The organism is Capilliphycus salinus ALCB114379 (genome assembly GCF_047276495.1).
GTDB lineage: Bacteria > Cyanobacteriota > Cyanobacteriia > Cyanobacteriales > Microcoleaceae > Capilliphycus > Capilliphycus salinus.
Genome location: NZ_CP178543.1, coordinates 2916948 through 2940311, shown reverse-complemented (window position 1 = coordinate 2940311; position 23364 = coordinate 2916948). Strand labels below are relative to the sequence as shown.

At 43.2% G+C, this 23364-nt stretch carries 17 protein-coding genes; 8 read left to right on the top strand and 9 right to left on the bottom strand.

Translation table 11 applies throughout. The annotated features are described in order from the left end of the window. Window positions 1–45 precede the first annotated feature (45 nt). On the top strand, window positions 46–921 hold the full coding sequence (locus ACL6C3_RS12170; RefSeq protein WP_413167427.1) for a tetratricopeptide repeat protein: 876 nt from the start codon (window positions 46–48) through the stop codon (window positions 919–921). A 135-nt stretch (window positions 922–1056) separates the two neighbouring features. Here ACL6C3_RS12170 and ACL6C3_RS12165 read toward each other — a convergent pair whose 3' ends face one another. The 5 genes from ACL6C3_RS12165 to ACL6C3_RS12145 all read right to left on the bottom strand — a co-directional run bounded on the left by ACL6C3_RS12165 (window position 1057) and on the right by ACL6C3_RS12145 (window position 3566). Then, window positions 1057–1707: a Uma2 family endonuclease gene (locus tag ACL6C3_RS12165; protein ID WP_413167426.1), complete on the bottom strand. Its 651-nt coding sequence runs from the start codon at window positions 1705–1707 to the stop codon at window positions 1057–1059. Window positions 1708–1816: 109 nt separating this feature from the next. Continuing rightward, complete coding sequence (locus ACL6C3_RS12160; RefSeq protein ID WP_413167425.1) at window positions 1817–2152, bottom strand: XisI protein; 336 nt, start codon at window positions 2150–2152, stop codon at window positions 1817–1819. Next, complete coding sequence (locus ACL6C3_RS12155; protein WP_413167424.1) at window positions 2140–2490, bottom strand: element excision factor XisH family protein; 351 nt, start codon at window positions 2488–2490, stop codon at window positions 2140–2142. Before ACL6C3_RS12155 ends, ACL6C3_RS12160 begins: the two co-directional genes overlap by 13 nt. Beyond that, complete coding sequence (locus ACL6C3_RS12150) at window positions 2474–2560, bottom strand: element excision factor XisH family protein (protein WP_413168309.1); 87 nt, start codon at window positions 2558–2560, stop codon at window positions 2474–2476. Before ACL6C3_RS12150 ends, ACL6C3_RS12155 begins: the two co-directional genes overlap by 17 nt. Next, the gene (locus ACL6C3_RS12145) at window positions 2544–3566 is read right to left on the bottom strand and encodes a hypothetical protein (RefSeq protein ID WP_413167423.1); all 1023 of its coding nucleotides are present in this window, start codon (window positions 3564–3566) and stop codon (window positions 2544–2546) included. The genes ACL6C3_RS12150 and ACL6C3_RS12145 overlap by 17 nt, the downstream gene beginning before the upstream one ends. 180 nt (window positions 3567–3746) lie before the next feature. Here ACL6C3_RS12145 and ACL6C3_RS12140 point away from each other — a divergent pair, with 180 nt between their 5' ends. From ACL6C3_RS12140 to ACL6C3_RS12125, 4 genes are all read left to right on the top strand, one after another. Beyond that, window positions 3747–4754, top strand: coding sequence for an FkbM family methyltransferase (locus ACL6C3_RS12140; RefSeq protein WP_413167422.1), 1008 nt, complete (start codon window positions 3747–3749; stop codon window positions 4752–4754). Window positions 4755–5747: 993 nt separating this feature from the next. Further along, complete coding sequence (locus ACL6C3_RS12135; protein ID WP_413167421.1) at window positions 5748–8876, top strand: ABC transporter transmembrane domain-containing protein; 3129 nt, start codon at window positions 5748–5750, stop codon at window positions 8874–8876. 624 nt (window positions 8877–9500) lie between these two features. Next, window positions 9501–11177, top strand: coding sequence for an HlyD family efflux transporter periplasmic adaptor subunit (locus tag ACL6C3_RS12130; RefSeq protein ID WP_413167420.1), 1677 nt, complete (start codon window positions 9501–9503; stop codon window positions 11175–11177). A 105-nt stretch (window positions 11178–11282) separates the two neighbouring features. Next, window positions 11283–11546: a HetP family heterocyst commitment protein gene (locus ACL6C3_RS12125; protein WP_413167419.1), complete on the top strand. Its 264-nt coding sequence runs from the start codon at window positions 11283–11285 to the stop codon at window positions 11544–11546. Window positions 11547–11863: 317 nt separating this feature from the next. On the opposite strand, the gene ACL6C3_RS12120 is transcribed toward ACL6C3_RS12125, so the two are convergent. Next, a complete protein-coding gene (locus tag ACL6C3_RS12120; protein ID WP_413167418.1) occupies window positions 11864–13795 on the bottom strand; it encodes a hypothetical protein in 1932 nt (643 codons plus the stop codon). Window positions 13796–14068: 273 nt separating this feature from the next. Between ACL6C3_RS12120 and ACL6C3_RS12115 the strand changes: the two genes are divergently transcribed. From ACL6C3_RS12115 to ACL6C3_RS12105, 3 genes are all read left to right on the top strand, one after another. After that, entirely contained in the window at window positions 14069–15271 is a 1203-nt protein-coding gene (locus ACL6C3_RS12115; RefSeq protein WP_413167417.1) for a calcium-binding protein, read from the top strand. A gap of 500 nt (window positions 15272–15771) precedes the next feature. Beyond that, window positions 15772–16968 carry a calcium-binding protein gene (locus ACL6C3_RS12110; RefSeq protein ID WP_413167416.1) on the top strand — a complete coding sequence of 399 codons (1197 nt, stop codon included), beginning with the start codon at window positions 15772–15774 and terminating at the stop codon, window positions 16966–16968. 154 nt (window positions 16969–17122) lie between these two features. Then, window positions 17123–18346, top strand: coding sequence for a calcium-binding protein (locus tag ACL6C3_RS12105; protein ID WP_413167415.1), 1224 nt, complete (start codon window positions 17123–17125; stop codon window positions 18344–18346). Window positions 18347–18451: 105 nt separating this feature from the next. On the opposite strand, the gene ACL6C3_RS12100 is transcribed toward ACL6C3_RS12105, so the two are convergent. The 3 genes from ACL6C3_RS12100 to ACL6C3_RS12090 form a co-directional block, all read right to left on the bottom strand. Continuing rightward, window positions 18452–19627 carry a cupin domain-containing protein gene (locus ACL6C3_RS12100; RefSeq protein WP_413167414.1) on the bottom strand — a complete coding sequence of 392 codons (1176 nt, stop codon included), beginning with the start codon at window positions 19625–19627 and terminating at the stop codon, window positions 18452–18454. A gap of 750 nt (window positions 19628–20377) precedes the next feature. After that, a complete protein-coding gene (locus ACL6C3_RS12095) occupies window positions 20378–22600 on the bottom strand; it encodes a tetratricopeptide repeat protein (protein WP_413167413.1) in 2223 nt (740 codons plus the stop codon). Window positions 22601–23032: 432 nt separating this feature from the next. Further along, window positions 23033–23350 (bottom strand): hypothetical protein, encoded by a 318-nt coding sequence (locus tag ACL6C3_RS12090; RefSeq protein ID WP_413167412.1) that lies wholly within the window; start codon window positions 23348–23350, stop codon window positions 23033–23035. Between the last annotated feature and the right edge of the window lie 14 nt (window positions 23351–23364).

Below are 23364 nucleotides of genomic sequence, written 5' to 3'. Positions count from 1 at the left end.
GGGTTTTGTGGAAGTTAAATTAGTCAAACAGGAGATTTTTTTATTATGCCGGAGCAAACACAAAAGATGACTGCTGTAAAAGAAAAAATTGCCAGTGGTCAGCAACTCAAAGGAGAAAGTAAACTTGATGAAGCTATCGAGCAATACAACGAAGCTCTCAAGATTGCACCTCAAAATCTTGCCGCACTGAACCAGTTGGCGAGCGTTTATGAGCAGCAAGAAAAATGGAGCGATGCCGCCAGTTGCTATCAGAAAGTTATTGCTTTTAAACCCGATACTGCCAGAGCATACTTACAAATGGGTAAAGCGCTGAAACAGCAAAATAAATTGTATGCGGCAGTAGCGGCTTATCAGCAAGCAATAGAACTCGAACCCGATCTCCTCAAACCATTCGACTACAAACAGCTTGGAGATATGCTCCTCCAACTGGGAACTCCAGAAAATCAAGCCGTTCAAAAGAATGATGCGATCGCCGCTTATCAAAAAGCAGTAGAACTCAAGTCAGACTTTCCCGCATCGGTTTATGTTGCTCTCGGAGATGCTTGTCAGGACCAACAAAGATATGACGAAGCTGTTGCTGCTTATTCTAAAGCAATTGAAATTAAGCCGGATATTAATGCTGGAGTTCATCAAAAACTCGGCGATGCTCGCTTAAACCAAGGATACTATGACTTGGCGATCGCCAGCTATCGTCAAGCCATCCAAATGAAGCCAGAACAGGCAAGTTATCACCGACTGGTTGGTAAAGCCTTTGAAGCCAAAGGATCGCTTGAAGAAGCGGCTAATAGCTATCAGCAAGCCATTAACCTCAACCCAACTGCTTCCGGTTTACATCGCTTGATGGGTGATGTAATGACCAAGTTGGGTCGGTCTGTGGAAGCTTCTCAATATTATCAAAGAGCGGAATCATTGAAAGCATAAGTATTCGGTTTGGTCTCGATCTAGCAGTTCAATAAATAGATAAACATCACAGAGGGCAATTCATTTATTGTCCTCTTCATTATTTTTATTATCAGTTTGTTACTATCGGTTAATCAGGCAAACGCATTTTGAGAATTACTGACCAACTGCAAAGATTTGTTGTACCGTCAAATTAAGTTCGGGGAAAGTAGGCGAACCCACCACATCTTCACCTCTAAATAAATTGACCGTATATTCTCCCTCGACCAAATGATAAACCAAAATTGTTGGTTGTTTGGGGTTTCCAATATAACGCCGACCTCCCAACCCCAAATAATCGACTATCCAATATTCACCGATTCCTAATTTCTCATATTCTCCGAGCTTCATTAAATAATCATCTTGCCAATTCGTACTGACGACTTCTACGGCTAATTTAATACTTTTACCTTGGGTAATTGTCGATCGCTTTTTCCATAATGACTCGTTTTCCAGAGCATTATAATCCAAGACCATCACATCGGGAATATAAGCCGATTTGTCCGAATCTATGGCTTTAATCAGCCCTTGTCGGGGAATAAAAAACGGCAAATTCAAGCGTTCAATGTAAACAGACAGTTTTGATGCAAGAAAGCCGGCGACTTGTTCGTGAGTTCCAGTTGGTTGCACTTGAATAACTACTCCGTTATGCAGTTCAAATCGACCATAATAACCATCGGGATACCAGTCCAGAAACTCGTCTAGAGTCATCAATGGAACGTTTTTTTCTTCGGTAATATTAGTGTTTACTGTTTCTTGGCTAAACATATTGACCCTCCAAGTTGTGCGAGTTATCTATCAATTTTAAGTCTTTCACTTCCCCGTCCCAATCTTAGGAACCAATTATTGATTGCCAACTTACAAAAAATTATTCAAACTAGACAACTGCAAAATCAGTATATTCCCTCAACTCGGGAAACTGAAATCCCAAAACAATATCTTCTTTAGGAATTCCTCGATCTACCAATTCATAAGCCACCCGCATCTCAGTCATATTCTGCTGCACCCAAACTTTATTTTTAATAATATCTAGATGCAGCACACAACCATAAACCCGTCTGTATCCATCCCAACCCACATTCATCACCTGATAATGATGTTGCTGAGTATCAAATACAGTGTAAGATTCAATCTCTCCATTCGCAATGGGTACGGCCACATAAGCCGTCAAAAGCTGGCGAATAATTTGGCTATACTGTTCTACTTTATCCATTGCATAATTACCTCATCAATAGGGTTATAGATAATACGACTCACCTGATAACGTTCTAGTGACTTCTGAGCAAACTCCCTTTGAAAGAACGATTCCTGAACCATTATCGGGATAGCCAGATACAGAGTTCTTTCTGGAGCAATCATCTCTAATGCTAGCCGATAATTTAGAAATTGACCTAAAGCAGCATGATAATCTGTCAGAGGTGAGTCACTGGTAAAAGTCTTAATTTCAACTGCGATTTTTTCTTCACCTCGTTGTGCTGCCAAGAACCGTTCTGCACCCCAGTCAATCTCAAACTTAGTCCCTCCTGTCTCCAGTCTAAGTGGATCGATCATCCGTAACCATCCAATCTTCCTTTTGAAGTGCTGTTTTGACTGCCTCGTGAAACCTATCTTTCGCTGCCATATTTACCTTGCAAAAGTTGTGATATGAGATTATTATTGAAAGAATCTACCATCAACCTTTCTCGAATCCAATCCTGCTTTAAATACTCGTTCGCCTCCCGAATTAACCCCCAATTTTCACCCTTTTCTCGCGCCTCCTCTCGACTGCTAAAATATAGCGGATAATCCTCTCCCAAATACTCCCGCACCGCCGGAATTGGATTCACTAACAGGGGTGTATGTCGGGCCATACATTCAATAATCACATTGTTGGCGCTGGCATCGTAAAGATCCAAGTAAATAATATTTTCCGTCAATAATTTATCGTAATCTTCATTGGATAAAAAAGGCATCAACTCAACCGCATCTTCATCTACCTGAAGATTAAAAATTTCCCGTTCTTTTTCCAGAAGATAGCGATAATGCGGCTCATTTTTCATTAAAATTGCCTTTCTCAACTTCTGCGTCGGCAAACAATAAATAGAATTTAACTTCCTCAACCACCAGCCAATTTGAACTATTTTTTTATCGGAATTGGCTAAAAAGTTCTCAAAATCAAATTTGTTGCTCGGAATTTCTGTCGGATGAAATAAGCTAATAATCGGCACGTCCAACCGCTTTTCTAACCACAATTTGTGATATTCTGACAAACAAAATAAACCCTGACAGTAGGGTAAACTTTCTTGCCATAACTGAGTTTTAAAAATACTTTGGGGCGCCTGTTCGTAGTGAAACCACTTGGGAACTCGTGGCGGAACATGAATAAACCCAACCCAAGGTTCTTGATAGGGAGTGGGATTATTTTGGGCTTCTCCGGGGTTATCCCCCCAACAAAACTTCCGTTCAATAAACCCATCGACAAAGATTCCCGACGGATGATGTAACGGTTTCAAACTGTTGATGACATAAGACCATCCCGAGCGATGAATTCCATAGTCACAGTTTAAAGCAGAACTAAGATTGAGTTTGGGGAAGTTTTGGCCCGACTCTATAGAACATTCTCCTTGACTTTCTGAGATTAGCAACACTCAATTTCTCCGGAATTATCACAACTACGTCTGTAGTTATTTGTTTCTTTAGCTATTCTAACAAAAATATAATTCCTTTTTTAGAATTTCGATCTATAATTAAAAAAATTGACTATCACATCACTAGACATCAGGTTGCTCGGCTTAAGTTAATCGCCCATTTCAACTAAAATTGATTGTATGAGTTCCAAACCTGAATCCACTCAAATTGCTCAATACGAAACGAACCCGAACAAAATTATTCATCTCTACCAGGCAATCATAGAAGATAATCCCGAGCAACCCCTATGGTTTTACAGTCAGTTTGGTGAGTTATTTATTCAGCAAGGAGAGATTGATCGGGGAATAGAAATTCTGGAACAAGCGATTAGTCTATATCCCGATCAACCGGGTGGCTATATTGCCTTAGGTTATGCTTTTAGCCAAAAAGGGGATCGAGAAAATTCCTTAAAGAATTACCGAATATCCGTCTCCTGCGATCCCAATCCCCCCGAATGGATCAAACGACTATTAGAACAGGATAAAACCGATATTGTTGAATTGGAAGGGATTCATCTATTTATTAACAGCGACGCCATCAGCGAATATCTTCAAAATGTGATTCGGCTGGGCGGATACGAAACCGAAGAAATCAAAATTCTCAAGAAAATTATTGAACCCACCGACAAGATTATCGAACTCGGTGGCGGGATTGGATTTCTCAGTATTTACGCTAAAAAACAATTTCCTCAACTGCAAATATCATCCTATGAAGCCAATCCTAACCTGATTGAAATCATTCGTAAAAATCAGCAACTCAACGACTGCGAATTTCCGATTTATAATGTAATTCTTGACGGCGAAGAAGAAGGAGAGGTAGAATTCTTTTTAACTGAAGACTTTTGGGCATCTTCAACAATCCAACCCCCAATAGAATCGGCCGCCATCCAAGTGAAAACCCAAAATATCAATCAAGCCATTGAGAGTCAAAACGCCAACTTCCTAATCATCGATATCGAAGGCGGGGAAGCCAATCTTATCCCGAAAATTAACTTGAATAACATTAGAAAAATTTTAATTGAAATTCACCCCCAAGTGATTGGAAACGAAGGTTTCTCTAGGGTATTTTTAAGCCTACTCAGCAACGGTTTCTTATACGATTGTCACAACTCGATTGGACCGGTTTACTACTTTTATAAAGAAAATTAATGCGATCGGCCCACTAGCCTCAAGGTACCGCCAGATCATTTCCGAGCGTTTGTTGGGATATTTTTACCCTTAGGTAGATGCGGGAGTGATATTGATTATGGTATAGCCTTACCCCGATCAACTTTAGTCCAATTTGTACCCCCGTTTGTGAATTTTTGAAACGTGAGGGGATAGGTCAAGTCAGGGGCATAGATACCATGTATCCCTCGGGTGAGAGATTGGGAGTTTAAAGAGACTGTAAAGTCGATCCGCCCAGAATCATCTATCTTCTATCCAATTTTAGAACGACTTCAGAGCATTTTTAAAGATTTTGTAAAGCTAGATTCAGATCCTCGACATTTGATAAAACATATGGCAATCTTCTATATAGCTGTGAAATTAAAGTGAAACCTGAGATCATCTCGGGCCATTAAGAGTTAAGGCAGGTTAATTGAGAGCAGGTCTGTTAGAGTAATTTACTCTCAGTGTTAAGCTGTGGGTAATGAGCGATGATCGCCGGATTGCTCTGAGGTCTAAATCCAGGCCAAAAACAAAATTGAGGAAATATAACTCAGTCACTATTGTTTGAATTTCAAATTCATAAAATCCTCAACAAAACCAGCACAGACACCAGACCCAAGTCCTATGTGGTGTTTACTTTAGCGGCTTAATATCCAAAGATAGGTATTGAAATCAGGCTTTTAGAAAAGGAGGAGACAAGCTGATGACTTTAGACAAAATTAAGATTTTTCAACTGGCTTTTTCGCTTTGAAAAAAGGGCCTAAAATTCTCAATCATCTAGGCGGTATGAAGCATTCAGCCGGGAAAATTCCCTCACCCAAAAAATCGAGGACTGAAATCTTGATTTTCTAGGTTCAGAAAGTCGGTCAGCGTCAATTCCTAACGTCATAAAAATTTTTTTTGTTAGGTCAATCGCCAAACGAATTTCTAGCCAAATTTTTCAGAAACAGGAATAGCCCAAGTTCTATTCGGAGTTAAACTCCCTGAATATCAATGAGCAACTCAAATTATCAGTTTCGGCATCCGACAGACAACCCAAGCCGAAGAAAGGGTGCATCCGAGAGTATTCCAGCTTTTGAGAAACTCTTAACTTTTCTTCAAGTTGATAGCAGTCTGGCTGTTAATCTCAGTCAGGACTCAGAAGTTTATACCTATGAGCTAGGAGATGAGATTGCGATCGTAGCGAACAATCGATTTCCAGATTTAGACGATTATCAACTCAATTCGTCTGTAAATTCTGTTCAGGGCGAACAGGATGATGCCATTTATCTAATATGTGAAGGTCACGTCAGACTATTAGCCAGAGACCCCAGCAAAGACCGAGAAGTTTCCGTTTCCCGCCTAGAAGCCGGAGAACAGTTTGGAGGCGATGCCACGCTCTACGCTCACGAACCCCTACCCTATCAAGCAATCGCGGCCAGTTCCGTCACCGTCGCCCGCCTGACCCGAGAGAAGCTAAAACCCTGGCTGGAGAGGTTTCCGCAATGGCGGCAGGAACTACAAACCCAAACCCACGAACGCCAACGTCTAATCTTCTTCAAAACCCAAACCGAACTGCGAAAATTAACCAGTTCTCAACTGCGAGAACTCCTACCCCACCTCAACCCACGTCAAATTCCAGCCCAAACCCAACTGCAAACCGCAACACCCGCATCAAATGGGCGTTACTGGCTGTACCAGGGTGAAATAGACGGCACTGAATCAATACCGCAACGGGGACAAAGTTGGGGTTATCCGGATGCCACGCCGCCCGCTTGGGTGTCCCAAACGCCGCTGTTGGTCTATCACCTCTCCACCGAACATTGGCACACCCTCTCCGAAACCCCAACAAAAAGCCCGAAAGCCGTCTCGGGTGGCTCCATCTCCGTTGCATCCACCCCTAAAAAACCATCACCCCCCCTCAGGGCTGTTCCTTCACCGAGTAGCGATGTCGTCATCGATCTTCCCAAGCCACGAAAACGCCGACGGGGGCGGGCATTTTGGCAGCGTTATCCCTGCGTCGAACAGCAAAGTTCCTCCGACTGCGGCGCCGCTTGTTTGGCGACCATCGGACAATACTACGGCAAAACTTGGGGTTTGAACCGCCTGCGAAACCTGGCCGGGGTGGGACGTTCCGGTGCGTCGCTCAAAGGATTGGCCCGGGCCGCCGAAGATTTGGGATTTCAAGCCCGACCTGTACGGGCCAGTTTGAGCCGGCTAGAAAACCAAAAAAATCCCTGGATAGCCCACTGGCAGGGCGATCACTACGTTGTCGTCTGTTGGGTCAAACGCCGCAAAGTCTTAATTGCTGACCCCGCCGTTGGAAAACGACAGTTATCTCGTCAAGAATTTCTCGACGGATGGACCGGTTATGCTTTGTTGGTTGACCCCACAGAACGACTAGAACAGGTCGAGAACGAAAAACGTTCTTTGGGTCGATTTATCGGGGTGTTATCGCCGTACAAAAGTCTGGGACTGCAAATCATTTTAGTTTCGATTTTGATCCAAGCTTTTGGTCTGGTTTCGCCTCTGATTACCCAAATTATTCTTGATCGAGTCCTGGTCAACAAAAGCCTCACCAGCTTACACGTCTTTTGCTTGGGTGCTTTGCTGTTTGGGATTTGGGGTTTGGGATTATCTTCAATTCGACAGTATTTGTTAGCTTATCTGTCCAACCGCCTGGATTTAACCATGATTAGCGGTTTTATCCAACACACCCTCAAACTCCCCCTGAAATTTTTTGAGTCCCGACGAGTCGGCGACATTATTACCCGGGTTCAGGAAAACCAAAAAATTCAGCGATTTCTAATTGGTCAAATTCTGCTGGCTTGGCTAAATTTTGTCACCGGGTTTGTCTATTTGGGATTGATGCTGTACTACAACTGGCAACTTACCCTGTTGATTTTGGGTTTGGCACCGCCGATTATCCTGTTAACTTTGGGTGCAACTCCTTTTCTCCGCAAAATCTCTCGCCAAGTGTTTAATGCGTCGGCCGATCAAAGTTCGGCCCTGGTGGAGATGATTACCGGGGTTTCGACGGTCAAATCGGTGGGAGCCGAACAGGAGTTGCGCTGGCGCTGGGAAGAACGCCTCACCGACCAGCTTAATATCAGATTCAAAGCCCAAAAATTCACGATCAATTTGGGGGTTGTCAGCGGGTTAATTAACTCGATTGGTGGGACGGCGGTACTCTGGTTTGGGGCGATGTTGGTGATTCAAGATCAATTAACCATTGGTCAATTTATGGCGTTTAATATGATGCAGGGTCGTGTGATTGCACCGATCCTTGCCTTGGCCGGTTTGTGGGATGAATTGCAAGAAGTGTTGATTTCGGTTGAACGTCTCAATGATGTGTTTGATACCGAACCCGAGGAAACTCCCCAAAAACCTTTATTGGTTTTGCCTCCCCTGCAAGGTCATATTAAGTTCGATCAGGTGACGTTTCGCTATAGTGAGGATGAGAACAACACTTTAGAAAATCTTTCTTTTGAAATTCAACCGGGAGAAACGATTGCGGTTGTTGGCCGCAGCGGTTCGGGTAAAAGTACCTTGGTGAAGTTATTACAAGCTTTGTATCATCCCCGCAGCGGTCGCATCTGGATCGATGGACATGATGTTCGTCATGTTTCGGTCCAGTCTCTCAGAACTCAGATGGGCGTTGTGCCGCAGGAGTGTTATCTGTTTTCGGGAACGATTTTGGAAAATATTACTATTTATCGACCCGATTATACGTTGGAAGAGGTGATTGAAGTCGCCAAGTTAGCAGAAGCTCATAGCTTTATCCAAAGTCTACCACTCGGATATAACACTAAAGTGGGAGAACGGGGTTCGAGTTTGTCCGGAGGTCAGCGTCAACGGGTGGCGATCGCTCGCGCTATGTTGGGAGATCCTCGAATTTTGGTCCTCGATGAAGCAACCAGTTCTTTGGATACCGAAAGCGAACGACGCTTTCAACGGAATTTAGAACAGATGAGTCGCGATCGCACGACGATTATTATTGCTCATCGTCTTTCTACCGTTCGCAATGCCGATCAAATTTTGGTACTTGATCACGGCGTGTTGGTCGAAAAGGGAAATCACCAGCAATTGATGGAGACTCAAGGGCTTTACTATCACTTGGCCCAACAACAACTGAATCTTTAATCTTCGTTAACGATTTGATTACATCAAAATTCGGATCGAGATATCTGATACTCGGTTACGTTCAAACTTTGAATGCTAATCGGTATCGGATATCCTTCCTCCTCAATCTTTTTGACGGTCAAACCCCCAAGTTTTTGCTTGACTTTTCAAAGAACTAACAAAAGACTTTTGAATTAATTTTTGGAAATCTAAAATTTTTGTTAAATTTTAAGCTTTCGGTCTCAATTTGATCGGGGTATCCGGTTAAAATTGAAAAACAAAATCAAACAAAATCTAACAAAATCTAACAATTTAGAGTAAAGATTGAGTTTACAAAACCTGAACTTAAGATTTGCAAAAAAAAATGTAAAAAATGCCAAATTGGCAGAATTTAGTCAAAAATAAAGATAGGATCTGAACAGATATGAGTTTGAGCCTGCCTACCCTCACGATTCACAGCTTAATTGAGGCATACTCACCAAACAACAATCACTCAAAAACCGCCCTTGTTTTTAATGGGATTAGGGTTTAATATGCCTCTAGCGTGGGCGAGTTTAATCTAAAGATTAATCACCCCTTTGTGGGTGATCGCTCTGTCCAAATTGACCCGACTCTAAACCCAACGTTGTCACAATACTTAAAGCGATGAGCTTCAACATTCTACCTCGCTTCCGAAGCAAACAAACTGCTGAATCTGATTCCCAGAATGGGAACAAGCAGGACTATATATATGATTTGAACTTCTCGCAAGAAGAAATCGAAGAAGCCCACTCCATTCGAGGTGGAGTAACGGGTTCTCTTCCTTTAACCCCGCCCGTTTCCAATAGCGGTTATTCCTTCACCCCCAAAGATAAAGATACCGAAAAAACAGTCTCCGACTCGGGAAGTTGGTCAACCGCTTTACAGTCGGTATTAGATCAACCGCCCGCCTCATTTCCGATGCGAGTCTTTACGGGGGGCGCGGTATTTTTTATGGCATTTGCAACCTGGGCGCATTTCGGAACGGTCGAAGAAATCGGTTATGCACAAGGCGAGTTAATTCCCCAAGGAAATGTTTTCAAAGTTCATCCCGTAGAAATGGGGAAAATTGCCACTTTAGCGGTAAAAGAGGGGGATGCTGTCAAAACCGGTCAGGTGATTGCGGAATTGGATAGTCAAATGGCTGTAGCAGAAATTGAACGGCTCCAACAGCAACTTAATTCCTTGCAAATTGAACAAACTCAAAAACAGGGACTCTTAGAAAGAACCCGCCTGGAAAAGCAAAGTCGCACTGCTATTGCTCAGGCTCAAATTCAAACCCACGAAGCGGAAATAGAACGGGTTAAAACCCAAATTCGCGGAAGTGAACGGATACTGAACCAGCTAAAATTACAAGCAGAAAGCGCCCAAGCTAGACTGGAGAATATAGAACCCTTACCGACGCAAGCTGATGAACTTTTAGAAAAACTTTATGCAGATAAAGCCGCATCGGTAGAACGGGTTGAACGTCTTAAACCGTTGGTGGAAGAAGGGGCAATTTCTCAGGAGTTATTGTTTCAAGCCGAACAATCTTTACGCGATCGCGAACGGGCGATTGTTCACGCTCAATTATCCGAGAAAAATAGCACCAAAGAACAGGTGTTTCAAGCCGAGCAAATGTTGCGCGATCGTCAGCAGATGATCGCCCAAAATGAAGGAGAATTGCAACAACTGCAAGCCGAAGTCAATCGCCTCTATGTTGAACTCGAACAAAAACAATCGGAAACCGAAGCAGTTGAGATAGAAGCCGATCAGAAAATCCAGCAAATTGAGTTGGAAATTATCCGGCTTCAAGCCGCCTTTAAAGAAACTCAAAGTCTTTTGATAGCGGCAAAAATGCAGCGAGAGGAGCGATTTATTTTTGCTCCGGTTGATGGTTATATTTCCACGTTGAATGTGAGTAACACAGGAGAAGTGGTGCAACCCGGACAAAATATTGCTGAAATTTTGCCGGAAAATACCCCATTGGTTTTATCGGCTAGTATGCCCAGTAAAGACGCGGGTTTTATCAAGGTTGGAATGTCGGTGAATGTGAAGTTTGATGCTTATCCTTATCAAGATTATGGCATCATCGAAGGAACTGTTTCCTCGATTTCTCCCGATACCAAAATTGAACCCAATCAACCTCCGGTTTATCAGCTTGAAATTGAGTTAGAACAGAATTATGTGCTAGAGAACCAAGAAGAAGTAGCATTTAAACCGGGACAAACTGCAACGGCAGATATTATCATACGTCAGCGTCGGATCGCCGATGTAATACTTGAACCGTTCCAAAAGTTTAAGAAGGATGGTATTAAACTTTAATTCTTGATTCTTCAGCTTGATGAGTTTGATTTTAATCTGACTCGTCTCCATCTGGGCTGCAAAAATTCCGTAAAACTTGAAGTAAAATTAATAGGGGGCGTTCACATGAGTTATTCCAATAATCCTTCTCGAAATCAACGAGATAGAGCGATGAACGAAGAACAATTTAATCAAGTGATCGATGCCATACTTTCTGGAAAATATTCCTGGGCTTGTGTCTTGATTCTTCGGTTTACTGGTTACAATCCTTTGCATTATATTCCTTACCGCACTTACAATCGGTTAATCAAAGAACATGATCGTCGAGACGAAAACAATAAGACTCCTTCCTCTTGTCAATGCGATCGCGTCAGACAGAAAGTTTCTTGAAAACACAATTTTTCATCGGTCTTAATATCCCGTTCATAACAAATCTGTTTACATTTTCCGTCGGCTTACCGTCAATAAAATGAAGGGGTTCTGGGGATTCTCAACCTAGAACTCTCACCGATTCTCAAACCCGCTTTCTCAAAGAAAGCGGGTTTTTATATGATATGATATCCCCTTGATTAATACCTGTTATGGGTCCGGGGCGGGTTGAACTCAATCTCGGAGTGGTCGCCCTCGATCTTCGGCGGAGGCGCGCCCCTACATGACGCTTGAATTCATTCCTTGAGTTAATGTCGTTGGAGAATCGGATCATCGAATCAAATCGCAAAGAAATCAGCCAGTGTCAACACCGTTTCACCTATGGTCAAGGTGGTTTGACCTGTGGGATCAACGCTGTCTAGCACAACACCAACAACAGAACCTCCGTTATTAATTTCTGAGCCAATTTGAATTAAGGTGGCATCCGAATTTCCGTCACCATTAGAGTCAAAAACAGTTAGGATGATATTATCTGTGGAAACTTCACCAGAAACCACAATCAGATCGCCTTCTTCTGAGTTAAAATCAATCACTTGATCGGCGAGCAACGGGTCATTGTCCAGATTAACATCCTCTGCGGTTAAGACAAACAGATCGGCATCTTGGCCACCGCTCAAAACATCCCGGCCCAAATCACCCGAAATCACATCATTGCCTGTTCCACCTATTAAGGTGTCATCTCCTTTTCCACCCCAGAGAACATCGTTACCATCATCTCCATTGAGGAGATCCTGATCGGAATTTCCGTGCAGAATATCGTCACCGCCGGCGCCAGAAATTTGATCGTCACCTGCTAGACCTTCGAGATCGTCATTGGCGGCGCTGCCGGAAAGAGTATCATTATCGGGAGTCGGTTGAGAAATCTCCTCCGTGAAGGCCTCAACGTTTTCGAGTTCAACGGTTGTGAAGTCTGCTTCTGTGAGGGTCGTTGTTCCGGCTTGATCAACCGTTCCGAGAACCACTGCTAAACTAACATTATCTACACTCACTTCCGTAGCATCCTGCACACCGTCGCCATCAAAATCAATGGTTTCCAGTGTAAGATCTTCTATCGAAAGTGGCTCTACTAACCCGATGCGATCGCCTTGGCCGGAATTGAAATCTACAATTAAATCTGGATTTCCCGGATCTGCATTCAAAACAAAGGTATCGCTTCCTTCTCCTCCTGCGAGGGTATCACGACCCAAGTCGCCCGAGAGAAAATCATTACCAGTTGATCCGATCAGGGAGTCATTGCCTTTACCGCCCCAGGCTGTATCATCTCCTGCGCCCCCTTCGAGGGTATCATTGTCGGAGTTACCGTAGAGTAGGTCATTGCCTCCCCTACCCGAGATCAAATCGTTGCCATCGAATCCCCACAGCGTATCGCTCCCAGATTCCCCGACAACGATATCGTCTATCTCTACATCATTAGCCTGATCTGGGAAGTTCGAGGAATTCTCCTCATCCTCATCTTGAGAGTCATCTAAGGAATTATCTTCTTCTTCTTCGGACTCATCAATTTCTGGTTCCGATTCATCTAAAGAACTATCTTCTTCGGACTCATCAACTTCTGGTTCCGATTCATCTAAAGAACTATCTTCTTCTTCAGACCGATCAATTTCTTGTTCCGATTCATCTAATTCCTGTTCCAATTCATCGATTTCTTGTTCTAATTCATCTAAAGAAGGGTCTTCTTCTTCAGACGCATCAATTTCATCTTGTTGATCTTCTGCTCGATCATCGGATGAACTCTCATCGGTGACATCTTGATCAAAAGAGCGATCATCATCAAATTCGTCTTCAACTCCCTGTGGACTTTCTTCGAGTTGATCGACCAACTCACCTAAATCTATTTCTTGATCGATATCTATCTGATCGGTGTCTATCTCTGTGTCTTCTGTAGCTTGATCTTCAGAGATAGGAAATTGAAATTGCTCCTGTTGTTCTGGCTCATCGCTCTCATTCATTTCCGGTGTATCCGAATCGGACAGATCTGCTGTAGTATCGGCTGTTACCTGGTTTGATGAGGCTTGACCTGAAGCGCCGAGACTAATACTGTTACCCTCACCAGAAATGGTTTCACCACTGTAGGCTTCTCCTGCGGGAGAGGTGGCACTGACCTCGCTACTACCCATCACCCCATTGTCACCAACAACAGCTATGAGAGTCCCAGAGACGGTGCTAACTCCATTGGAAGTTGAAAGAGCGGATGAATCGTTATCAGGCATGACAAGATTCCAGAACCTAAAGCTCAGGTATTTTTTGACTTCTCCATTGAAGTGGATTTTTAGATAACTGTGTTGCCAGTTTGGCAGAAATTGGAATTGCAGATCGCAATTGTATATTCAAAGTATATTCAAAAAAATAATTCATGCTAGAATTACGCATTTTGGTAAAGATTCAGTAAAACTGCCAAATTGGCAACCATTTGTCAAAAAACTCTTAGATCTTGGAAAGGAAATGTAATTCATCCTAATTGCTAGCTCTAGGAGAAAGATACAATGACGATTGTTAGAGGGACCAATCGAAATGACACCCTTGAAGGTACAAACCAAAATGATGAGATCTTGGGACGGGATGGGGATGACCTGATCCGTGGACGGGATGGAGATGATGTGGTTTCTGCGAGTCGGGGTGCGGATCTGGTTTTTGGAGGTAATGGCAACGATCAAATCCTGGGAAGTAGTGGCAACGATACCTTATTGGGAGAAGCCGGTAACGACCTGCTCGATGGAGGAGGTGAAGATGATATTCTCGAGGGGGGCGACGGTAACGACACGGTTCTCGGAGGTAGTAATACCGTAGGCCCAGATTCCGTTATCTTCCAACAATTTGACGCTGAGGGTAATCTTGTTAGTGAAATTAATCTTCAAGTCCCAGGCGTGACCGGTACCGATCAGATAATCGGCGGTCGTGGAGAAGACCTACTACTCGGCGATGCAGGTAATGATCTGATAGACGCTGGTGCCAGCTTTACGAGCAACCCTGTATTTGACCCGAGTCCTGATTCTGTTCTCGGAGGGACGGGTGACGACTTCATGTTTGGTGGCGGTGGCGATGATACCATGCTGGGTAGCACCGGAGATGATACCATTGTTGGCGAGAGTGGTAACGATTTAATTAATGCTTCCACAGGTAATGATTTTATTGTTGGAGGCGGTGATAACTTTGGTGTTGCTGACGGCGATGATACGATCCGTGCAGGTTCTGGCAATGACAACGTACTTGCTAACGAAGGTAATGATGAAGTCGCCGGAGGGCTGGGGGCTGATACCATTGACGGCGGACCTGGTAACGATACTCTCTTAGGACAAGGCGATCAAGATACCATAAACGGAGGCAGTGGCAACGATATCATTAATGGTTTCGGTAGCGGTTCACCGGGTCAACGAGATCGCTTAACAGGGGGTCCTGGTGCTGATACCTTTATCTTGGGAGATGTAGTGGAGGGTGGAAGTGTAGCATTCTACCTCAGCCCCGATACCAGTGTTAATCCTCCCAGAGATGACTATGCAATTATTATAGATGCTGTTCCGGGTGACACGATTCAATTGGCTGGATCGCCCGATATTTATGCCTTAGAGATCGGTCCAGCCTTCACTCCCAATGATGGATTGATTTTTGCTCTGACTGACCCCCCCCAATTAGTCGGTGTAGTTGTTAATGCTGGTGTCACTGGTGGCCCTAGTTTTTCATTCGTCTAAATCTGAGCGTTCCGTAATGTTAGAAGCTTGCATAAAGATAGAATTGTAAGCTGAATTGAGTTGTTTTTCTTTCAAGAATTTTGGCTAAACGGCCACTGATATAGAATACTTAAATACTTGCTACAAATACTTCTGGGTCTGTCATTCCCCCTTTATACCCTGATCAAAGGAGGATTTAAGCTCGTGGGGAGGACTGGGGATGGAGTGCTTGGGTTAGGTATTTTTGAGATCAAAAATGCCTTTTTATTAATAAAAAATCCGATCACTATTCCTATTTCCCGCGCCTCCCCTCTCTCCAAAAATCGATTTTTAGTTTAACTTGAAACCGGCCTGCTTCGACCGGGAGAACTGAAGGACAATTGTGATCTGTAGCATGATTTTCTGTATTTTGTATAAGGAACTGCCCAAGTCAAAATTTCAAGCCGATTCTATAGAATTTGGCAATCTAGAACTTTTTTTTGAAGCCTAATCTATTAAGTTCTGTGGGGGTAATGGAATTTATGTCATCTCAAACTCTTTTCTTACAACCGACGGGTTCAACGACCGACACCAACTTTGTGGAAGCCTCGGGAGATGCTTTATTCTTCAACTATAGTCAACCCGCTTCCGGCAGTTTAACTTCGGTGGAATTAGAGGCGTTAGTTACTGGGGGAGTCGCGCAGGCAATTGCCAGTGCAGATGCAACTTTTATCAACGATCCGGCCTTCACCAGTCTGTTTACAGAAGCTTTTGCCGAAGGAGAAGAGGAGGAATATAAAGTCAAGAACAAAAGTCAGGCTCAAGTCACGGCAACTTTTGAGATTCCCGCCAATGAAAGCTTTTCTTTTGACTTCTTAGCCGATATTTCTATAACCGCTAAAGAAATTGAAAATCCGGATGCTGAATTTAGCCGGGCTAGATCTAAAACAACTTTTTTAGTCTTAGATACCACCGATCCGGATAATCCGAAAATTCTCGATTATTTTGGTGTTCGAGGTAAGCTGATCTCCTCTGAAAATGTAGCCACAACAAACTCTCGCTCCAGTGGCAATATTAGCTTTACAACCAGCGTTGATCGAGATATTAATGGCAATAATGGTGAAGATTTCCTCGATGTGAGCATTCTTTCCGGAAACTATTCGCGTACCTTCAACAGCGATACCCGCATCTCGATCGTAGAAACCAATACCACTGCCACCAAGTTGTTGGGAGACACTTATATTGACAACCTGGGTTCAGATGTAATCTATGGCAGCATTTGGCAAGATGACATCGATGGCACCGGGGGTGCGGACAAAATCTATGGTAGCGCCAACAGAGATAACATCCAAGGTCAGGGTGGCAATGATATCCTCGAAGGTGGTGGTGGCCGAGATCGCCTCGCAGGAAATGGCGGCAATGATCGAATACACGGTGGTGACGGCCGAGATGTGATAATCGGAGGTCGGGGCAGCGACATCTTGGCAGGAGGTGAGGGTCAAGATGTTTTTGTATTTGCGGAAGGAAACAGTTTTCGTCGTCGTGAACTGGATATCATTGAAGACTTTGAAGTCGGTCAGGATCAAGTGCAATTTCGCAACTTCGGCAATTTTGATCCCTTATCTCTGCTCGAAGATACCGGATCGGGTGCAATTCTCACCTTAAATACAGGCGGACAACTTCTATTTTCAGGAGTCAGTTCCAATCAGTTCAGTAATGCTGACTTCCTGTTAGCTTAATGCTTTTTCAAGCTTGATATAGATGACGGTAATGGCAAGGACTTTCTAACCAGCCTATCCAAATTATCCGATCTGATGAAGCGGAATTCAGTCAGGTTGTTGTTGCTTATTTTTCTAAACATAAAATTCTGAACACCAAACAAAGATTATTCTGATGTCACAAACTCTTTTCTTACAGCCGACGGGTTCAACGACGGATACAAATTTCGTTGAGGCAACAGCAAGTTCTGTATTCACGAACTACAGCCAACCTGCTTCCAACAGTATGACTTCGGTTGAATTGCAACAGTTAGTCACTGGGGGAGTCGCACAGGCGATTAATAGTGCAGATGCAACGATGATCGACGATCCCGGCTTCAGCAGTTTGTTTACTGAATCCTTTGCCGAAGGAGAAGAAGCCGAATACGAGGTCAACAACAAAAGTGAAGCTCAAGTCCGGGCAACTTTTGAAATTCCCGCCAATGAAACCTTTTCCTTTAACTTCTTGGCCGATATATCTTTAACCGCTAAAGAAATTGAAAATCCCGATGCTGAATTTAGTCGGGCTAAATCTAAAACCACTTTTTTAGTCTTAGATACCACCGATCCGGATAATCCGAAGATTCTCGATTTTTTTGGGATGAAGGGGCGGCTGATCTCCTCTAAGAATGTGGCAACGGCGAACTCCCATTCCAGTCGCCATGTTACTTTTCAAACCGATGTCAATCGAGATATTAATGGCAATAACGGTGAAGATTTCCTCGATGCGAGCGCTCTTTCTGGATCTTATTCCCGTACCTTTAGAAACGACATCCGCATCTCCATCGTGGAAACCAATACCACTGCCACCAAGTTGTTAGGAGATACTTATATTGACAACCTGGGTTCAGATGTAAAGTATGGCAGCATCTACGACGATCCACTACTTTTTGGTGGCTGGCGTGGTGACAAAATCTATGGTAGCGCCAACGCAGATCGGCTGGTAGGTCTGGGTGGTGATGACATCCTCGAAGGCGGTAGTGGCCCGGATCGTCTGGGAGGAAATGGCGGCGACGATAAAATACATGGCGGTGATGGGGAAGATACCATAGCCGGGGGTTGGGGTAGCGACACCTTAGCCGGCGGTGAAGGTGAAGATGTTTTTGTTTTTGATCGCGGAAGTATTTTTGGCAATGATGATCTAGATGTTATTCTGGACTTTGAACCGGGCAAGGATGAAGTGCAATTCCTCAGCTTGGGCAGATTTGATCCCTTATCTGCGATCGAGGATAGCGAATCCGGTGCAATTCTAACACTTGATCGAGGCGGACAAATTCTGTTTGAAGGAGTCAGTTCCAATCAGATCAATAGCGATCACTTTAAGTCGGGACTGTTTAGTTTGCTCTCAGAAATTTTATAACCTAATCAGCCCAGTTTCTCAAGGGAAGAACGCTAAAATTTAGGCTTCCCTTTGATCGAAACTGGGTTTTTTTGATTAAGCCTAGACTTAACCATTACTATTGTTCTAATCGGCGACGATAAAACCTTCTTTGATTAACGACGCAAGCAAGGGCAAAATAACGATTTCTAGGTCAGCCTCCGGCAACCACTCAGCGACATCTTTGGCTGTAAAGGTCTCCGTTGTAAATAGCTTGTTCACCAGCTTTTTGATCATCTCAAGATCTAACCCTTTAAACATCAGCTTTTTCGTACCCGTCACTAACTGACACTTTCCTTCATCGAGAAATTCGACGAGAACTTTTTGGTGCTTTGCGATTCTGAGGCGAGTATCGAGTTCTTGCTCAAATAAGTTAAATCCAACTTGATTGGGCAGAGAAATTTCGGGATGACGACTGCCACCCTTTAAGGACTGAAATCGCACATAACCTTGACTCAACTCCTGTTGTTTGACTCTCAAAGTTGTGCTGAGGTGATCGAGTAATCTCTGGCTGTATTCTTGGATCTGAGCAGTATCTCCCTGGGGGATCAAAGGTAAATTTTTCCGCCAAATTTCTTCATCTTTAATTTGGTCAACTATCCAATCCAATAAGTCGCTTCCGACAAAACAACGCATACCCATTGTCAAATGCAGAGAAGGTTGATCTTGGGCGACCGCATAGTGCCAATGTCCGCGAGGAATATAAAGAAAATCCCCGGGTTTAAGAACACATCGGAGGTATGGAAATTCTTCTGGTGGCTTCTGAGAACCGGGACGCCACCGTTCTCGGGGATATTGCTGAGTTTCCCCAAAGACAAACCATTCTTTTTCTCCTTCAATCTGAAACACAAATACTTCGTGGGTATCGTAGTGACAGTCAAACCCTTGATGACCCGGCCAAGAACAGTAGAGGTTAATATGGGCTTTACTATGACCGATTTCTCGTTGTAGTCCCCAGACCAAATCAGCTAAAGCCGGAATTCGATCGTGAAGATGATCTACTGCTAAAGTCGCCCCTTCTCGACAGCGTTTTGCCCACTCTGTCGGGTCACACTCGGGTAGGTAATCGCCTCGAACAACAAATCGTAAATGAGGATACTGAATCTTGTGATAGTTGAGTAAATGATTAAGCTGTTGCCAAGAAAATAAATGCTTAAACTTCCCCGGTTGTTCACAGGGGATAAAAACGGCTTGTTTGGTCCAGTTTTCGGCTAAAAACTTTTCAACTGGATAAGGATGGAGAATACTAGAGAGAGTTTGCATGGTCTTGAGAAATGGTTTGGAATGAGTAATGGGCGCTTAACGGTTTCTAAGCCTTCAAAGGTCTAAAAATCTAAATGAATATCCTTAAGAGTTGGAAATGATACCCCAAGTCTCGAAAGCGAAATTAATACTTTATTAGATTTTCTAGGATATAAAATTCTCGGCTTTTTTGTTGCCAGATTGGCAGAAAATTGAAGAAGGAGTCACCGAATCACCGAGTCACCGAGACACCGAGACACCGAGACACCGAGACACCGAGACAGGAGTTATACCAATTCTTTATGAAGCTGCATCTAATTAATCCCCCAATCCCCCCGGCTTCGCCACCCCCCTTTTTAAGGGGGGATCAAGGGGGGATCAAGGGCAGGGCCGTTTCGTTCTAGCCCTAAAACTTGATTTGTGGGGAGGTGGGGAGGTAGGGAGGTAGGGAGATTGGGAGAATTTTTATTAATAAAAAGTTATTTTTCATCAGAAAAAAGACCTCTCCCCACCACCCCATCACCCCATCCCCCCATCCCCCCCGGCAATTTTTAACTGAGAATGAAACAGCCCTGCCTTTTTAAGGGGGGAAGCCGCAGGCGGGGGGATGCCTGACGGCACGCTACGCGAACAGAAAAAGTTGCATGATTAGAAAGAAATGGTATTAGGAGTCAGGAGTTAGGAGTCTGAATCAATGGGTTGGGACGTGCAGACGGTGGGGATTTATACTCCATAAGGCTGTTAAATAGTTTTCATAAAGCCTTAGATTTTTTAGAGCCTAACACTCCTTTTTTGATGGGAAAATTTGAGAGTATTCACTGAATTGACGATCAAATCCTCTAAAGCAAGAACAGGTTTTAGATCTCCATAAAGCTTAGATTTATTCTCAGCAATTCGTTGACGGATAGATTGACGAAATTCCGCATCTTCACCCAAACGAACCGCAATTGAAACATAATCATCGGGGTCAGCAGCAATCGTTTCTTCAATACCCATCCTTTTCAAAAAAGCTAAGGTGTGCCGACTTCGCATCAATTCTCCCGGTAAAGTAACCATCGGAACATCATAAGCAATCGCTTCCAAACTTGAATTACATCCCGACCAACCTATACTATCAAGAAACACATCCGCTAAAGCTGTTGTTCCGGCAAATTGACCCGCTTGTAAACGAGGTAAAAAGATGCAGTAATCCTGATAATCAAGTCCCCATTGTTCAAAAGCATGACGTAAACGCTGACCAAAAACTTTTGTTACCCTTTCACTGGCATCACCGTGATACTTAATAAACACAAACTTACAGGTTTTTAGCCGTCCGGCTATCTCAGGAAAAACCCAATCATACTGAGGTAAATACTTGTAAAGCGATTGACAACACCAGAACATGATCTCATCTTCTCGAAGACCGATTTCCGACTTAGTGCGACGGTGAGGGAGAATTTCCAACGGCTGATAATGAATCGAAAGATTGGGTAATCGAACCAACTTTTCGGTATAATGTTCTTGGGCATTCTCCGGTTCCATTAACTCACTACTGAGGTAATAATCGATAGTAGGAAGTCCGCTGGTTTCTGGATGTCCCCAAGAAGTCATTTGAATCGGAGCTAATCTTAAACACCCCAATTGCAGCGTAACCGTATCCATGCCAAATTCGGGAAAAATTAGAACGTGTAAACGGTCTTGTTGAATGGTTTCACACCATTGTTGAAGGGTCAAGGGGCCTTGAACAAATTTAACAAATGCTTGTTTCGCTTCTTGTGTAAACTGATCTTGTTTAATATCGGTATGATAGCCAAATAATTCAAATTTTTCCCGGTTGAGATTTTCCACCCAGCCTTTAATCGGAATTTTCCAATTGGAATGACCTCGAAAAAAGCCCGAGACAAAACCAACTCTAATTTTTTCGTTTTCCGCCAACTCGATATTAGAAATGGGTTGGCTATATTGGGGATAGCGACCGGACATCAACTGATGAATCAGTTTTCCATAAGTTTGTTGTAAGGGTCGATCATTTAATCCTTGATAGGTCAGCAAAAAGGGTTGTAATGTTCCCACTGCACTGGATGCCTTGGCTTGCTGTTTTGGGCTGGCATTTTGATAAGAATTGACTAAATTTTGAAGACAGTTTTGATACCGCTCTCGCCGCAAATTAATTTCTTCTACATCGGTATAAATCATCGGAAGCTGACCGATACAAACCCCAAACTCTGCCTCGGCAAACTCGGGATTAAGTTGAACGGCCTGTTGATAGTGTTGTATCGATTCTTCTAGGTTTCCTCGTCGGAAAAATATCCCCGCTAAATTGTGATAAGCTTCTGCAAATTTGGGATTGATCCGAATCGCTTGCCGATAAGAATCTGCGGCTTTCTCTAGTTTATCCTGTTGCTTGAATATATTTCCCAAGTTGTTATAAGGTTGGGCAAAATTGGGTTTGAGGCGGATGGCTTGCTGATAAAGTTCTAGAGCCTTATTATAATTTCCTTGGGCTTTGAAAAGATTTCCGAAGTTATTATAAGCCTCTGCTAAATTTGGATTAAACTTCAAAGCTTCTTGATAAAATTGAGTCGCTTTTTCAAACTGTTGTTGTTCCTGAAAAATATTAGCTAGAGCGTGATAAGCCTGAGCAAAACTGGGTTGAAATTTCAAGGCTTGCTGATAGGATTCAATTGCTGCTTCTAACTTCCCTTGCGTCCACAAAAGATGACCCTGGTTATAGTAAGCATCTGCAAAGTCTGGTTTTATTCTTAAGGCTTGTTGGTATAATTCTAGCGATTCTTCTAGCTTCCCTTGTTTCTGGAGAACAAGTGCAAAGTCCATGAGAATGACCGGATAAAATTTTGCTAGAAAGCTAGATTCTTCTACAGAATCAGGTTGAATTTGTGCCAGAAGCTGTTTATAGGCGAATTCAGCCTCTTTTAATTGACCCAGTTGATGATTTTGTGCTGCCGTCTTGACGAGAGATTTAAGTTGAGATTCTGCAATGTCTTTGGTACTCATTAATTTAATCAAGAAAAGATTTTTTAAACTTGATGTTTTTAAATGGAGTTGAAGCTTGAATCAAAAACGTTGACCAAAAACTTCTGTTCCCCTTTCACGGGTATCACCATGATACTTCATAAACACAAACTTACAGGTTTTTAGCCGTTGAGCAATGCGAGGAAAAACATCATCAGATTGAGGTAAATATTTGTAAAACGATTAACAACACCAAAACCTGATCTGATCTTCTTGCAGACCGATTTCTGACTTGCTGAGACGGTGAGAAGAAATCTCCAAATTCAGACTTTGGGGATCGGGGGTTGACAAAGATAAACGAACCTGTTAATCTAAAAATAACAGTAAGTAGACCAACGCTGATCTCGTTGATCTACCTACATTAAACAAGAGTTTTAAATGGAAGTTGTCCTTTTGTCAGGCAACTTTTTTCAATTAGTCAACAGCAGCAACTAAAGTACCCGAAGATTCGCTCAGTCCAGCAGTAGCAAATGCGGAAACATCAGCTTGAGTGTAAGTGTTGTTGCCGATAGCAGTTGCATCAAAAGTAACGGAAGCGAAGTTACCTTTGAGATCAACCTTGCTGCTGATGTCAGACTTGATATCTTTGTCGATATCGATGTTAACATCTACATCGTAGTCTTGGTCAACGTCAGAGATAGCAGCAACGTTCTTACCAGCAACGACAAAACCGAAACCACCTACAACGTTCTCTTCAACAACTTCGCAGTAGCTCAGATCATTAATTAACATTGGATTTAGTCCTT

Excerpts from the sequence above, each read along its gene's own strand:
- ACL6C3_RS12170 (WP_413167427.1), top strand. The coding sequence starts at position 46 with ATGCCGGAGCAAACACAAAAGATGACTGCTGTAAAAGAAAAAATTGCC.
- ACL6C3_RS12165 (WP_413167426.1), bottom strand. The coding sequence starts at position 1,707 with ATGTTTAGCCAAGAAACAGTAAACACTAATATTACCGAAGAAAAAAAC.
- ACL6C3_RS12160 (WP_413167425.1), bottom strand. The coding sequence starts at position 2,152 with ATGGATAAAGTAGAACAGTATAGCCAAATTATTCGCCAGCTTTTGACG.
- ACL6C3_RS12155 (WP_413167424.1), bottom strand. The coding sequence starts at position 2,490 with ATGATCGATCCACTTAGACTGGAGACAGGAGGGACTAAGTTTGAGATT.
- ACL6C3_RS12150 (WP_413168309.1), bottom strand. The coding sequence starts at position 2,560 with ATGGCAGCGAAAGATAGGTTTCACGAGGCAGTCAAAACAGCACTTCAA.
- ACL6C3_RS12140 (WP_413167422.1), top strand. The coding sequence starts at position 3,747 with ATGAGTTCCAAACCTGAATCCACTCAAATTGCTCAATACGAAACGAAC.
- ACL6C3_RS12135 (WP_413167421.1), top strand. The coding sequence starts at position 5,748 with ATGAGCAACTCAAATTATCAGTTTCGGCATCCGACAGACAACCCAAGC.
- ACL6C3_RS12130 (WP_413167420.1), top strand. The coding sequence starts at position 9,501 with ATGAGCTTCAACATTCTACCTCGCTTCCGAAGCAAACAAACTGCTGAA.
- ACL6C3_RS12125 (WP_413167419.1), top strand. The coding sequence starts at position 11,283 with ATGAGTTATTCCAATAATCCTTCTCGAAATCAACGAGATAGAGCGATG.
- ACL6C3_RS12120 (WP_413167418.1), bottom strand. The coding sequence starts at position 13,795 with ATGCCTGATAACGATTCATCCGCTCTTTCAACTTCCAATGGAGTTAGC.
- ACL6C3_RS12115 (WP_413167417.1), top strand. The coding sequence starts at position 14,069 with ATGACGATTGTTAGAGGGACCAATCGAAATGACACCCTTGAAGGTACA.
- ACL6C3_RS12110 (WP_413167416.1), top strand. The coding sequence starts at position 15,772 with ATGTCATCTCAAACTCTTTTCTTACAACCGACGGGTTCAACGACCGAC.
- ACL6C3_RS12105 (WP_413167415.1), top strand. The coding sequence starts at position 17,123 with ATGTCACAAACTCTTTTCTTACAGCCGACGGGTTCAACGACGGATACA.
- ACL6C3_RS12100 (WP_413167414.1), bottom strand. The coding sequence starts at position 19,627 with ATGCAAACTCTCTCTAGTATTCTCCATCCTTATCCAGTTGAAAAGTTT.
- ACL6C3_RS12095 (WP_413167413.1), bottom strand. The coding sequence starts at position 22,600 with ATGAGTACCAAAGACATTGCAGAATCTCAACTTAAATCTCTCGTCAAG.
- ACL6C3_RS12090 (WP_413167412.1), bottom strand. The coding sequence starts at position 23,350 with ATGTTAATTAATGATCTGAGCTACTGCGAAGTTGTTGAAGAGAACGTT.